Annotated in this window: 15 protein-coding genes and 1 pseudogene; 3 read left to right on the top strand and 13 right to left on the bottom strand. The window is 56.0% G+C overall.

Features of this window, described 5'->3' with window-relative positions; translation table 11 throughout:
* Positions 1-74 precede the first annotated feature (74 nt).
* The 4 genes from MWC30_RS00065 to MWC30_RS00050 form a co-directional block, all read right to left on the bottom strand.
* Positions 75-869, bottom strand: a complete 795-nt coding sequence (locus MWC30_RS00065; protein ID WP_244082099.1) for a hypothetical protein — start codon at positions 867-869, stop codon at positions 75-77.
* 135 nt (positions 870-1,004) lie between these two features.
* Positions 1,005-3,272 (bottom strand): molybdopterin cofactor-binding domain-containing protein, encoded by a 2,268-nt coding sequence (locus tag MWC30_RS00060; RefSeq protein WP_244082098.1) that lies wholly within the window; start codon positions 3,270-3,272, stop codon positions 1,005-1,007.
* Entirely contained in the window at positions 3,259-4,725 is a 1,467-nt protein-coding gene (locus MWC30_RS00055) for an FAD binding domain-containing protein (protein WP_244082097.1), read from the bottom strand. Before MWC30_RS00055 ends, MWC30_RS00060 begins: the two co-directional genes overlap by 14 nt.
* 12 nt (positions 4,726-4,737) lie before the next feature.
* Complete coding sequence (locus MWC30_RS00050; RefSeq protein WP_244082096.1) at positions 4,738-5,100, bottom strand: hypothetical protein; 363 nt, start codon at positions 5,098-5,100, stop codon at positions 4,738-4,740.
* Positions 5,101-5,699: 599 nt separating this feature from the next.
* Here MWC30_RS00050 and MWC30_RS00045 point away from each other — a divergent pair.
* Positions 5,700-5,951, top strand: coding sequence for a type II toxin-antitoxin system Phd/YefM family antitoxin (locus MWC30_RS00045; protein WP_244082095.1), 252 nt, complete (start codon positions 5,700-5,702; stop codon positions 5,949-5,951).
* Positions 5,948-6,079 (top strand): annotated as a pseudogene (locus MWC30_RS00040) (type II toxin-antitoxin system YoeB family toxin); the annotation flags it as partial. The gene MWC30_RS00045 and the pseudogene MWC30_RS00040, both read left to right, overlap by 4 nt.
* Here MWC30_RS00040 and MWC30_RS22795 read toward each other — a convergent pair.
* The 9 genes from MWC30_RS22795 to MWC30_RS00010 all read right to left on the bottom strand — a co-directional run bounded on the left by MWC30_RS22795 (position 6,054) and on the right by MWC30_RS00010 (position 10,856).
* Positions 6,054-6,257 carry a hypothetical protein gene (locus MWC30_RS22795; protein ID WP_368860771.1) on the bottom strand — a complete coding sequence of 68 codons (204 nt, stop codon included), beginning with the start codon at positions 6,255-6,257 and terminating at the stop codon, positions 6,054-6,056. The pseudogene MWC30_RS00040 and the gene MWC30_RS22795 sit on opposite strands and share 26 nt — an antisense overlap.
* Before the next feature lie 59 nt (positions 6,258-6,316).
* Positions 6,317-7,435: a YhcG family protein gene (locus MWC30_RS00035; RefSeq protein WP_244082093.1), complete on the bottom strand. Its 1,119-nt coding sequence runs from the start codon at positions 7,433-7,435 to the stop codon at positions 6,317-6,319.
* Positions 7,425-8,960: a class I SAM-dependent DNA methyltransferase gene (locus MWC30_RS00030; protein ID WP_244082092.1), complete on the bottom strand. Its 1,536-nt coding sequence runs from the start codon at positions 8,958-8,960 to the stop codon at positions 7,425-7,427. Before MWC30_RS00030 ends, MWC30_RS00035 begins: the two co-directional genes overlap by 11 nt.
* 184 nt (positions 8,961-9,144) lie before the next feature.
* The gene (locus MWC30_RS22790; protein ID WP_368860770.1) at positions 9,145-9,657 is read right to left on the bottom strand and encodes a group II intron maturase-specific domain-containing protein; all 513 of its coding nucleotides are present in this window, start codon (positions 9,655-9,657) and stop codon (positions 9,145-9,147) included.
* 46 nt (positions 9,658-9,703) lie between these two features.
* A complete protein-coding gene (locus MWC30_RS22785; RefSeq protein WP_368860766.1) occupies positions 9,704-9,832 on the bottom strand; it encodes a type II toxin-antitoxin system RelE/ParE family toxin in 129 nt (42 codons plus the stop codon).
* Positions 9,825-10,001, bottom strand: coding sequence for a type II toxin-antitoxin system RelE/ParE family toxin (locus MWC30_RS22465; protein ID WP_254006152.1), 177 nt, complete (start codon positions 9,999-10,001; stop codon positions 9,825-9,827). The genes MWC30_RS22785 and MWC30_RS22465 overlap by 8 nt, the downstream gene beginning before the upstream one ends.
* Positions 9,986-10,171: a hypothetical protein gene (locus MWC30_RS00020; protein ID WP_244082091.1), complete on the bottom strand. Its 186-nt coding sequence runs from the start codon at positions 10,169-10,171 to the stop codon at positions 9,986-9,988. Before MWC30_RS00020 ends, MWC30_RS22465 begins: the two co-directional genes overlap by 16 nt.
* 11 nt (positions 10,172-10,182) lie before the next feature.
* Entirely contained in the window at positions 10,183-10,389 is a 207-nt protein-coding gene (locus MWC30_RS00015) for a hypothetical protein (protein WP_244082090.1), read from the bottom strand.
* A 248-nt stretch (positions 10,390-10,637) separates the two neighbouring features.
* Positions 10,638-10,856 (bottom strand): type II toxin-antitoxin system HicB family antitoxin, encoded by a 219-nt coding sequence (locus tag MWC30_RS00010; RefSeq protein WP_244082089.1) that lies wholly within the window; start codon positions 10,854-10,856, stop codon positions 10,638-10,640.
* A 570-nt stretch (positions 10,857-11,426) separates the two neighbouring features.
* On the opposite strand from MWC30_RS00010, the gene MWC30_RS00005 reads away from it, so the two are divergent.
* Positions 11,427-11,856, top strand: a 430-nt coding sequence (locus MWC30_RS00005; RefSeq protein ID WP_244082088.1) for a helix-turn-helix domain-containing protein, incomplete at its 3' end; no start/stop codon positions are given.

The following is an 11,856-nucleotide window of genomic DNA, read 5'->3' as shown; positions in this document are numbered from 1 at the left end:
CGTTGATTTTATGCAGATACCCAGTCTTTTGGCTTCAGGGGGGAAGAACCGTCCTTCCTTCCAAAACGGTGATCCTAGTTGCGCCTGCGGGCCAGGTGCTCGACCCAGACGATCTCACACGCCCCGTCCCCCGTATCCGTCCGACTGAGGGAACTGAACCATGCCCAGCAGCCTCCTTCCTGAATTCCCATGAGAAACCCATCGATCTCGATGAGTTCCCCTGCCCGAACGCTTTGGAGCGATTTCTTCACGGCCCCGTTTGCCGGAATCATGTGCATGTTGGAACTGTGGGACATGATGATGGGCCAGGGCAGCGGAGGACTGCAGCCGAGAGACGTCAGAAAAAACCGTCGGCTGCCCTGCCCGATTTCCAATTGATCCAGGACGTTTTGATCGGACATGGGCCCCCACCCCAGAGCCAGATCGACCGGACAAAAGTCCGCCATCCGATCGAAGCGATACCATTCTGCACCGAGCACCCGGGCCTCCAGGTGGAACCGCGCCAGGGGAACAAAGAGGCGGTCCCCGTCGCGCCAGGAGCCCCCGTTTTTAAGGATCACCTGCTCCGGTTCGGCTGGAACCAGGATGCCTGGAGGATGCCGGACATCTGCTGAAACATGTAGGTTATAGTAAAGGATACCCGCCAGGAGAGCAACCAGGAAAGCAAGGAAGAGGAACTGCCGCATTTCTCGTTCGGTGTCATAAAAAGTGATGAAACCGGAGGAGAAGCCGGCTCTTTTCGACCGAGACACGAGCGCCCCCTGGTACTGTTGGAAAATGATCCCGCAGCGGAGGCATTCCGTCGGGTTTTCCCCTTCACGGCCGCAGTGGGGGCATCTTATTTTTTCACGCCGTCGCTTCTCCTCCATCCTCGAATCCCCCCTCTTCCCGAAACACGAGAAAGCCGCTCCGATGCTTTCCATCGTCCCAAGAGGGCAAAGACTTGAGAGGATTTGCTTACCGTTGGGTTATCATACGGAGCGTGGCTGCCCCGCAAATGGGCTTCAAACCGGACGGTCCCCGGGGTACAAGGCAAGGAGGACCTTTTCCGGAGTCATGGGAGAAGAAAACGGGATGTGGGCATCGGGGCGAAAGGCTTTCATGGCCTGCAGCAGCGCGAAGTACGCTCCTATGCCATAGAGGAAAGGCGGCTCCCCAACGGTCTTGGATTGAAAGATCCCCGGAGGATTTTCAGCGTCTTCCAGGAAGTGCACCTGGATTTCTCCGGGTATGGAGTGAATGTCCGGAATCTTATATGTCGCCAGAGTATCCGTCAGGAGTCTGCCGTCGGCATCATGCATCACCTCCTCCAGGAGCATCCAGCCCACACCCTGGACAATGCCCCCTTCCATCTGACCCAGGTCGACGAGAGGATGGAGGCTCCGGCCGAAATCGTGCACGACGCGCACGGCGTCGATACTGCAGGTTCCGCGCAAACAGTCCAGGGAGGCCTCCACGAGTGCCGTACCGTAGGCATAGTAGGCGAAGGGATTGCCCTTGTTCGTATCCCGATCGAAAAAAATGTCCGGGGTGGCGCAATGGGCCTGGGCGCAGAGACTCACGCGATCGAAATAAGCCAGGTTCACCAGCTTCTCCCAGGTGAGCTCCGTCGCTTCGCCTGACGCATAAACGGCTTCATCCCGGATTTCAATTTCGTGGGGAGCATTCTTCCCCAGGCATCTGGCCGCCGCATCCTTCAAACGCTCCACGATGTCCAGGCAGGCCAAACGCGTGGCATGCCCGTTGAGGTCCGCTCCCGTGCTGGCGGCTGTCGGGGGCATGTTGGCGATGCGGCTCGTGCTGGTGGTCTCCAGCTTGATGCGCTCCGGTCGGATGGAAAAGATGCGGGCAGCCACCTCCTGGATCTTGGCGTTCACCCCCTGCCCCATCTCCACGGCAGAAGTGCTGATGCCGACGCTGCCGTCGACATACACATTCACGAAGGCACCGGCCTGGTTCAGGAAGGTGCTGGTGAAGGATATCCCGAAGCAGATGGGCATGAGGGCCAACCCCTTCTTTCGCCAGGCATTCCTCCCATTGTATTGGCGCACTTCCTTCAGCCCGGCTTGAAGATTGTACTTCTGCTCCGCCACGTCCCAGCACCGGCGCTGGCGGCAACGCTCGACCCGTGCGCCGTAGGGGAAGGCATCCCCATCCTGCAGGAGATTGCGCTTCTGGATCTCCCGGGGTTCGACTCCCAGGGCCTCCGCCGCCTTGAAAATGGCGCATTCCAGGACAAACAGGGCTTGAGGCCCCCCGAACCCTCGAAAGGCCGTGTTGGGGGGGAGATGCGTGCGGCAGCTGATGCCGACGGCTTTGACGTGAGGGATGGCATAGGCGTTGGTGGCATGAAAGAGCGAACGCTCGAGAATCGCCGGGGAAAGATCGGCCACCGCGCCGCCGTTCTGGTAAAAGGTGACTTCGTAGGCCAGCATGTGACCTTCGGCATCGAGCCCCAATTTGTAGTCGGACAGGTAGGGATGCCGCTTGCCCGTCATCGTCATATCCTCGTGGCGCGTCAGGACAAGCTTGACGGGCTTCTTGAGGCGCCAGGCCGCCAGGGCTGCCATGGCTGCCCAGTGCGTGGCCTGATCTTCCTTGCCGCCGAAGCCTCCCCCCAGGCGTGGCACTTCCACCTCGACTTCGTGCATGGGAAGTCCGAGAATGCGGGCCACGACCAGTTGCACCATGGACGGAGACTGTGTCGCCGAGACGACCTTCACTCCCCCTCGATCCGTCGGCAGCGCAAACGCACTCTGCGTTTCCATGTACACGTGCTCCTGGCTCCCGGATTCCACCGTACCGCTGACCACCACGGAGCACTGTTCCCAGGCGCTTTCCACATCCCCCGAGGAGAATGTCCGGGGGGGAGCAATGAGGCTCCCTTCGGCAAAGGCCTGACGCACGTCGTAAATGGCAGGCAGGGGATCGATTTCGACCTGGATGGCACGCGCGGCCCTCCGCGCAGCCTCAGCGCTCTCCCCCACCACGATGGCCAGAGGCTGGCCGACAAAATGGACTTCGCTTTCGGCCAGCAACGGCTCGTCCAGGATGGTTTTCCCCACCTGGTTCTCTCCCGGGATGTCCCTGGCCGTGAAAACCTCGTAAATACCGGGAACGGCCATGGCCGGAGCGATGTCAAGGGATCGAACGTGTCCATGAGCCACATGCGAAGTCCGGATCGCCGCGAAAAGATGCTCAGCAGGCAGGAGGGCATCATCCACAAAAACAGCTTCCCCTCGGACATGCAGGAAGACGTCACGGGGCTCCATGGAGACATCCCTTGCCGGCAAGACTTGGGTAGAGGGTCAGAAAATGCGCGAGAACCAGCTGGCGCAGGAGGAGGCGCTTGTAATCGGCGGAGCCCCGGACATCGCTGATGGGAGAAATCTCCCCCTGGGCCACCGCAGCCGCCTCCGAAACAACTTCGAGGGTCAGCTCGCTGCCCTCCAGAAATTTTACGGTTTCCGCAAGATAAAACGGCACAGGCGCAACACCTCCCACCGACAGGTGGGCGTGCCGGATCACTCCGCCGTCCACCTCCAGGAGAATCGCAGAATTGACGCCCGCAACGTCTCCTCGGGGCCGCCGGGAGACCTTTTCGAAATGGAAGGCAGCATTCCGGGATGGCAAGGGGAATTGAACCCACTCCACCCATTCGTCCGGTGCCTTGTCCAGGAGCTTGTATCCCTTGAAAAAATCTTTCAGCGCCACCTGGCGACGTTTCTTCCCTTCCGCCAAACCGACCGTCGCACCGAGGGCCAGAAGAATGATGGCCACGTCCGCTGCCGGCGAGGCGTTCACCAGGTTTCCGCCCACGGTCGCACGAGCACGAATGGCCGTTGTGCCAAAGAGTCCCAGATGCTCCTTTACGTGCGGCAAAATCGCCGCCAGGACCTCCGAGCGGACCATCTCTTCCACGGTCGTGGCGGCGCCAATGCGGCAGACGCCGTCATGGATGTGAATTCCCCGGAGATCCTCCCGGGACGAGAGGAAAAAGAGCTTTGGCCGACCGTCATCCGCCCTGTGCTGCAGGAAGAAATCCGTTCCGCCCGCGACAGGCGTGCTTTCCCGAGGGTCGAAGGGAAGAACGTGTTCCCCCTGCTCTCTCAGGAGGGTGAGCCTCCGGGGGATATCCAGAAAATAGCCTGGAAGCAGACCGCATTGCACCAGGCCTTCCAACCGGGCCTCCATGGCAGGGGAGACGTCCCGGGAATTTTTCCAGGGCGGCTGAAGCGCGCTGCAAAGACTGGAAACAGCCCGCTTCATGGACAGGTATCCGGTGCAGCGGCAGAGATTGCCATCCAGGGAGGAAACCGCTTCCTGCGCTTCCCACCGGTCGGCATTGACAAAATACCCCGTCAGCGCCACAACGATGCCGGGAGTACAAAAGCCGCACTGAACCGCCCCTGCGTCCACGAGGGCCTGCTGAACGGGAGTCAATCCCTCTCCGTTCAGGCCCTCGATGGTCACCACATGGGCTCCCGCCACCTCTCCCATGGGGAGCAGGCAGGAATTGACAGGCCGGTAGCGGAGGGATTCTCCCTCCAATTTGCCCAGGAGCACCGTGCAGGCTCCACACTCCCCTTCCCTGCACCCTTCCTTCGTCCCCGTCAAGCGACGTTCTTGACGCAGGAAATCCAGGAGCATGCGCTCCGCGGGCCACGAAGTGGAGACGTCGTCCCGATTGAGGATAAACGCTGCCGGTCGGGGGGAGTCCTCCATGGGAGCGGCACCTCAGCTGTTGAAAAGGGTGTAGTAGGTATCCATGCCCTTCTTGAAGCCCCGGGCCAGTTCCATGTGGCGCAGCGTGGCGAAGGCATTACGGAATTCCGATTCGCTGATCTGGAGCTTCGCCGTCACCTCTTCCGCCTGGAGAGCGCCGTGCTCCTTCAGGAGATTGAGGATCTTTTCCTGGAGTGGAGTCAGCTGAGCTCCTTCCTGGATCACCGTACTTTTTGCCAGGTGGACAGCCCACGGGTCACAGGTTTTCGGTGGATTCATCACATCTATATAACAATCTTCACAGAGGGCTTTCCCCTGGTAATCATAGGATTCATCCGCATCGATACTCGTCCCGCATTTGTTACATTCCGCCATTTCATTCCTCCTTGCAGAATTTTCTTGCCGCCATTCACTCAAAAGCTTTCTGAAGACTCCCTCTCCCCCAAAATAGGGGAGAGAGAGCCTGGATCTCTCGTTCTAGGATTAGAGCAATCAGTCCCTCAGGGGAAACTACACTGAACGTACCGCCCTCCCATTCCACGGTCAACCGGTTTTCCCACACCTGTTGAATATCCGGTGTGACGAGAAAAGGCTGTCTAAAAATTCGTTTCCTCGTCATTCCGGCGGTCTTTTAGCCGGAATCCACCCCAGCCAAAAACCTGGATTCCGGCTAAAAGACCGCCGGAATGACGAAACAAGGTGCATGCTCAGAATGATTGACTCATTTTTTAGGCAGCATCTAAGAAAATCCAGAATGAGCTCCTCACCGGAGCCTGGGGCGATTTTGCATAGCCTGTAGATCTGGACCCTACCGCCATGGAATTCCATCCGTTCAGCACTGAATGCAAATCCCAGTTCTTCAATTGTACGCTTTGTACGGAAAAGGGAAGCCACAGCTTTGACGGATCATCCGCTTGAAGCTAAATTATGTTGTACAATAAATAATACAAACATTCACCGCAGGAGGACCATGGATGAACGCCGTCACTTACTCACAGGCTCGGCGAGACCTTGCTAAAACCATGGACAAGGTCTGCGATGACCACTCTCCGATCATCATCACGCGCAAAAGCCAGCGTTCGGTCGTGATGATCTCCCTTGAAGACTACCAGGCACTTGAAGAAACCGCATATCTCCTGAGAAGCCCGAAAAATGCCCGAAGACTCCTGGAGTCCATTGCAGAGCTCGAATCGGGTGGTGGCTCCGAACGGGAGCTGATGGAGTGAAGATCCTTTTCTCCGAGCATGCCTGGGAAGATTACCTCTACTGGCAGCGAACCGACCGAAAGGTCCTCCAGCGCATCAACAGGCTCATTGAGGAAATACAGCTTACCCCCTTCGAAGGGACTGGCAAAGATTTGTTAGCCAACATTGTTCTTTAGTAATTTTTACATCCCTGGTTCCACCAACACCACGCGCAACGACGATTAACTTGTTGGCTTTACAGTTGAACTTTGGGTAATACCCGTTTACTTTGTAGCCTGAAAAAATGGGATAATCTCCTTCATTTGTTACGATCTTCTTGTCGGGCATTTTTCCATAACGAAATTGAGCAATGTCACCAAGTAAAATTGTTTCCCATCCTCCCACACTCATCCCAAATCCCCTCCCAATTCCGCTTCAATCTCCTCCACCGTCGGCAGGCTGGACTTAAGATTATCCGGCAGAGCCCGAGTCAGCTCATAGTTGGAAATGCCGATAGGTTTGTGGATGTCGCGCAAGGCATACTCGGCCAGGATACGGTCCTTGGTCTGGCAGAGGATCAGGCCGATGGTGGGCTGATCGGCCTCGTGCCTGAGCAGGTCATCCACAACCGAGCAGTAAAAGTTCATCTTGCCGGCGTACTCCGGCTTGAAGTCGCCCTTTTTCAGTTCGATAACGATGAAGCAGCGCAGCTTGAGGTGGTAAAACAGCAGATCAAGGTAAAAGTCCCTGTCGCTTACTTCCAGGTGATATTGACGCCCGACAAAGGCAAACCCGGACCCCAGTTCCAGCAGGAATTTTTCCAGGTGCCGGACTAATCCGGTTTCCAGCTCCCGCTCGTGAAACGGTTCCTCAAAGGTCAGAAAATCGAATACATAGGGATCTTTGAGTAATTGCCGGGCGAGCTCCGATTGGGGGGAGGGAAGGCGAGCGGCAAAGTTGCTGACCGCTCCTCCCTGTCGATCATGGGCCGTGCTTTTGATCATGACTGCCAGCATATCCCGGCTCCAGCCCTGCTCAATGGTCTGCCTCATATACCAGAGGCGGGCAGGGAGATCCTTGACCCTCTCCATCAACAGGATATTGTGGCCCCAGGGAATTTGTGCAACGAGCCGCTGCAAAATTGGGAGGGAATCCGTCTCCGGTATTTGTGCCACGGGCTGCGGCACTTTTTCCATCGGGTTACCCGTACCAGCCAATTTTGCAACAGTCTGTTGCAAAATTGGCTGGGGCCCGTATTCACGGACAAGCCGAATCATGTATCCGATATTTCTCTCCGAAAAGCCTTTGACTTCGGGAAACTCATTTTTAAGATCGATAGCCAACCGGGGTATGATGCCCGCACCCCAGCCTTTTTTCTTCTGGCGCTGATGGATCATGCGGCCGATGTCCCAATACATCGCGATCATTTCCGCATTGGCCGAGAGAGCCGCCCGGGTCTGGCCCCGACGGATTCGGTTCTTTATCTCGACCAGGAGCTCGCCGTAAAAGACCAGATCAGAGCTCATAGCCGATCCCTTTCAGATTCTCGCGGATCAACATCTCCAGCTCTCTGCCCCTGGCAAACTGCTCCGCCAGTTTGGCGGTGAGACCCTTCATTTTGTCATCAAAGGGAATGCCGTCATCCTCTTCCGCCTCGGCGCCGACATAGCGACCCGGCATGAGGACATGGTTGTTCTTCCGGACCTCCTCCAGGGTGGCAGACTTGCAGAAGCCGGGGATGTCTTCATAGGGCGAACACGGGGGTTCGCCCTTACAACGCCAGGAGTGGTAGGTGTCGGCGATCAGGGCAATGTCGTCGTCCGAAAACTCCTTGTTGCGGCGGTTGATCATGGCGCCGAGCTTTCGAGCGTCGATGAAGAGGATCTCGCCGGAGCGGTTACGGAATTTGCCGTTGGCCTTGTTGCGGGCCAGGAACCAGAGGCATGCGGGGATCATGGTGTTGTAAAAGAGCTGGGCCGGAAGAGCCACCATGCAGTCGATCAGTCCCGCCTCGATCATGTTCTTCCGAATCTCGCCCTCGCCGCCGGAGTTGGAGTTCATGCTGCCGTTAGCCAGCACGATCCCGGCGGTACCGCTGGGGCTCAGCTTGTGGGCGAAGTGCTGCAGCCAGGCATAGTTGGCGTTGCCCACCGGCGGTATCCCGTATTTCCAACGATGGTCGTCGCGCAGGTGCTCGCCGCTCCAGTCACTGACGTTAAAGGGGGGATTGGCAAGGATGAAGTCGGCCTTCAGGTCCTTGTGTTTGTCGACAAGCAAGGTATCGCCCAGCTCGATTTTCGCATCGATGCCGCGAATGGCCAGGTTCATCTTGGCCAGTCGCAGGGTGGTGGGGTTTGATTCCTGGCCATAGATCGAGAGGTCCTTGATGTTGCCCTGATGTTCCGCCACAAAGCGCTCGCTTTGCACGAAGATACCGCCCGAGCCGCAACAGCCGTCATAAACCCGGCCCTGGTAGGGTTCGAGCATGGCAACCAGGAGTTTGACGATGCTCGCCGGGGTGTAGAACTGGCCGCCCTTCTTGCCTTCGGCATCGGCAAACTGGCCCAGGAAATATTCATATACCCGTCCCAGTAAATCCTTGGCCTGGTGACCGCTCTGGTTGAATCCGATGGTGCCGATGAGATCGATAAGCTCCCCCAAGCGCTGCTTGTTCAGCTCTGGGTCGGCATAGATCTTGGGCAGCACGCCTTTCAGCGAGGGGTTGCTCTTTTCGATGGCGTCCATGGCCTCGTCGAGCCACTTGCCGATCTCCGGTTGCTTGGCGCGATCCTGCAAATACTGCCAGCGGGCCTTTTCCGGTACAAAAAAGATGTTGTGGGCCAGGTATTCATCGGTGTCCTCCGGATCGGCTCCCTCAAATTCCCCAATGCCGGCCTTGAGCTGCTCGTGTAGATCGCTGAAGGCATCCGAGATGTATTTCAGAAAGATCAGGCCGAGAACAATATGCTTGTACTCGGCGGCATCCATATTCGAACGGAGCTTGTCCGCCGCCGCCCACAGGGTCTTTTCCAGTTCATTGTTTCCAGCCATATATAGTCAATTTCCTCTTTCGGCAGCTAAGATTATTTTCTACCCGTTTTGCATCCGCCGAATCTCTTGTAAGGATTCATTTTCCTGCTTTTCATTGCTGATCGGGATAGGGAGAGGCCTCACGGCCCCTCTCCTCCCACACCACCTGTCATACGGATCACGTACCAAGTCGGTTCGGTCGAGATTATCGTTTGATGTACAGCCGGGGCACTCCGAGCTCATCGAAATATTTGCCCGGAAGAGCAAAAGCAAGCGCAGGAGAGCGGCTGAGACACCACGGACCATGAGCCGACTTGGCTCTATTCCAGGCCAGCCGACGGCTCACCCCCCGTTTGCGCAGCTCCCGGTAGCCTCTTCGCCCCCACTGTTTCCAATGATAGCTGCGAAGGCGGCGGCGAATCCATGAGTCGAGCTCCTTGCAGCCGGAGCGGACCTCACTGTGACCAAAGTACTCCCGCCACCCAAGCAGGTAGGCACGAAGTTCCTTGGCGACCTGGCGGATGCTCCGACCACGGGTGCGTCCCGTGATCTCTCGGACCTTCTCCTTGAACCGCTTCTCTGCCGATTCACTGACAAAGAGCCGGAAGCCGCGGCGGCTGAAGCTAAAACCGAGGAACTTTCTCTCCCATGGCCTTCCGACAGCACTCTTGGCTTCATTTACTTTGAGCTTGAGCTTGGAGGTGAGGTAGCGGGAGATGCCCCGCGTGGTTTCGTGTCCGACCGCATGCGTTCGTTAGCAACTACTAGACCTCTGGTGTTCCCCTGGCAGCGTGCCACACCCTCGCTATCTCGATAGTGCGTTTCCTCCGACGGATTCTATAGGCAATCCTGCACGGCTTGCGGATTACTTCCCGGATATTTGGATCAACCAAACTCAGGCACGATAGGCCCGGACTCCGGGAAATCGGCCAATCTCTCCACAGCCTGAAACAATCTTCTCACGAATCGGTCTGCTGCCGAGGGACTGTCCTCTGCGACATAGGCGGCGATGTCTTTGAGATCAAGCCGAGCCGTGGGGGACCAGATCAGCTTGAAAGCCATTCCCTGAACTCCTCCCTTATCTTCTCATGGGGTATTCCCTTGCCTTGATCAAGTTCACGAAGACCCTTGCGTACACCCGCCATGAAATTGATGCGCTCCTGGATATCTTCCCAGGTGGCATCTTCTGGGAGTTCTTCAATGCTTTTTATGGCTATTTCTTTGATCGTCATATTCAACCTCGTCACATGCTCTGGTGCTGAGTATGTACACTTTGCCCGCTGCGAATGGGGAGTTGGCAGCGCCGGCCGGGGACCTGAGGCAACACCTCGGGCGTGGTCCGGCGTCTGCTCGAATGATTGGCAGCAAGGGAAAGGCCCAATGGAGTCACGATGCTTTCCTGGATGAGTTTGTCGTGGTTGAATCGATCGAAGAATTTTTCCAGATCCATGTCCACCACATATCCTTATCCGTTTCTCAGATGGATTCTGAGCACACCTGAATGCCTGATGGGCACTGCGTCCGGGTCGAAATCCAAAACTCCACTGCGAAAACGTCTTGTCCCACTCCGACGGCAATGTCTGCAGTACCACTTGCTGGATCAGCCGATCCATTACGGTGGGGACACCTAATTTTCGAGCTCCTCCCCCAGGTTTGGGAATGTTCACCCGTTAGGGCATGGGTTCTCTTGCGGAGATGCTATGCATACATGAGCCGCCCCTTGGGCTCGGGAATGGAACGACCGAGCTCTTGTGCGGTTTGAATCCATTCCTGGATCACCACTTCTGCATTGGATACGGCCTCTTGGTAGGTTGCACCGTCTGCGGCACAACCGGGTAGTTCCGGAACCTCAGCAATGAAGGCATGATCCTCATTACTCCAGTAGATGATGACTTCGTAACGAAACTTACTGGCCATTTTATTCCTGACCTCCGAGACCATATTTTCTAGAACTCCGATATAAGGTTTTAGATCAGTTCTATGAATTTTCAGATACTTATGCATAAATACCTTAAATTAATTAGAAATATAATTCTGGACATTCAAATCGTTTTCCTTGAAAATAGAGTGGAGATGTCTATGACAGAGAGACCTTTTCCTTTCCAACCAGGTTTTTGGACATGCCCACTCGACAACAAATGCAACAGACCGTTTTGGAACGGCTCTTCTGGAATACAGCAGAGCGAGACGATGCCAAGGTGGCAGACTATCTTTTTCGCCGAAGGGAAATGGATTCAGTCTTCACTCTCGATGAAGCTACTCTTTTCGACTTCTTTTTTCATTATTTGCGGGAGATTAAGGTTTTCTCTCTTCTAGCCCGACTTTACCGAGCATTCTGTGTAAATGGTTGTCCCATAAATGAAAATTGGGGATTTTTTGTATGACCTAAGTACCCAAGCAAATATTTTCAAACAAAGTTGATATGATGAACGAAATCGGATAAGTGATATTACGATGTTAATGTCAAAGCCTCTACGAGGAGCCTGCGTGAAGTACGTAAAGCCATTATCCGAAGCCGAATTGATCACACTTCGAGAAATGTGTGAGCACCACTCATCTCGTCGAGCCCGCATGCGGGCATTTGCACTGATTCAGAGCCATAACGGCTACACCATAAAGAAGATAGCGGCTATGTTCGATGTTCACAGACAGGCCGTGGCCTACTGGATAGACAGATGGGAAGAGAGGGGACTCACCGGACTCTTTGATGAGCCCAGAGAGGGACGTCCCTTGAAGCTGAGCAGAGAGGATGAAGAGTTTATCCGAAGCCAAATAGGCGAGGAGCCCCGCAATGTGAAGAAAATACTCGCTTTGCTTCAAGATAAGAGAGGAAAGCAGGTGAGCGAGTGGACGGTCAAGAGGGCTCTCAAGAAGGCCAATCTCAGGTGGAAGCGTGTCCGCAAATCCCTCAAATCCA

It is taken from the genome of Desulforhabdus sp. TSK, from assembly GCF_022836495.1.
In the GTDB taxonomy this organism is placed as follows: domain Bacteria; phylum Desulfobacterota; class Syntrophobacteria; order Syntrophobacterales; family Syntrophobacteraceae; genus Desulforhabdus.
Note: the sequence above shows the minus strand (reverse complement) of the source record. Positions and strands in the feature narration are given on the sequence as shown.

What these genes read in the sequence shown, in the direction of transcription:
- MWC30_RS00065 (WP_244082099.1), bottom strand. Translation starts at nt 869, where the DNA reads ATGGAGGAGAAGCGACGGCGTGAAAAAATAAGATGCCCCCACTGCGGC.
- MWC30_RS00060 (WP_244082098.1), bottom strand. Translation starts at nt 3,272, where the DNA reads ATGGAGCCCCGTGACGTCTTCCTGCATGTCCGAGGGGAAGCTGTTTTT.
- MWC30_RS00055 (WP_244082097.1), bottom strand. Translation starts at nt 4,725, where the DNA reads ATGGAGGACTCCCCCCGACCGGCAGCGTTTATCCTCAATCGGGACGAC.
- MWC30_RS00050 (WP_244082096.1), bottom strand. Translation starts at nt 5,100, where the DNA reads ATGGCGGAATGTAACAAATGCGGGACGAGTATCGATGCGGATGAATCC.
- MWC30_RS00045 (WP_244082095.1), top strand. Translation starts at nt 5,700, where the DNA reads ATGAACGCCGTCACTTACTCACAGGCTCGGCGAGACCTTGCTAAAACC.
- MWC30_RS22795 (WP_368860771.1), bottom strand. Translation starts at nt 6,257, where the DNA reads ATGCCCGACAAGAAGATCGTAACAAATGAAGGAGATTATCCCATTTTT.
- MWC30_RS00035 (WP_244082093.1), bottom strand. Translation starts at nt 7,435, where the DNA reads ATGAGCTCTGATCTGGTCTTTTACGGCGAGCTCCTGGTCGAGATAAAG.
- MWC30_RS00030 (WP_244082092.1), bottom strand. Translation starts at nt 8,960, where the DNA reads ATGGCTGGAAACAATGAACTGGAAAAGACCCTGTGGGCGGCGGCGGAC.
- MWC30_RS22465 (WP_254006152.1), bottom strand. Translation starts at nt 10,001, where the DNA reads ATGGCTTTCAAGCTGATCTGGTCCCCCACGGCTCGGCTTGATCTCAAA.
- MWC30_RS00020 (WP_244082091.1), bottom strand. Translation starts at nt 10,171, where the DNA reads ATGACGATCAAAGAAATAGCCATAAAAAGCATTGAAGAACTCCCAGAA.
- MWC30_RS00015 (WP_244082090.1), bottom strand. Translation starts at nt 10,389, where the DNA reads ATGGATCTGGAAAAATTCTTCGATCGATTCAACCACGACAAACTCATC.
- MWC30_RS00010 (WP_244082089.1), bottom strand. Translation starts at nt 10,856, where the DNA reads ATGGCCAGTAAGTTTCGTTACGAAGTCATCATCTACTGGAGTAATGAG.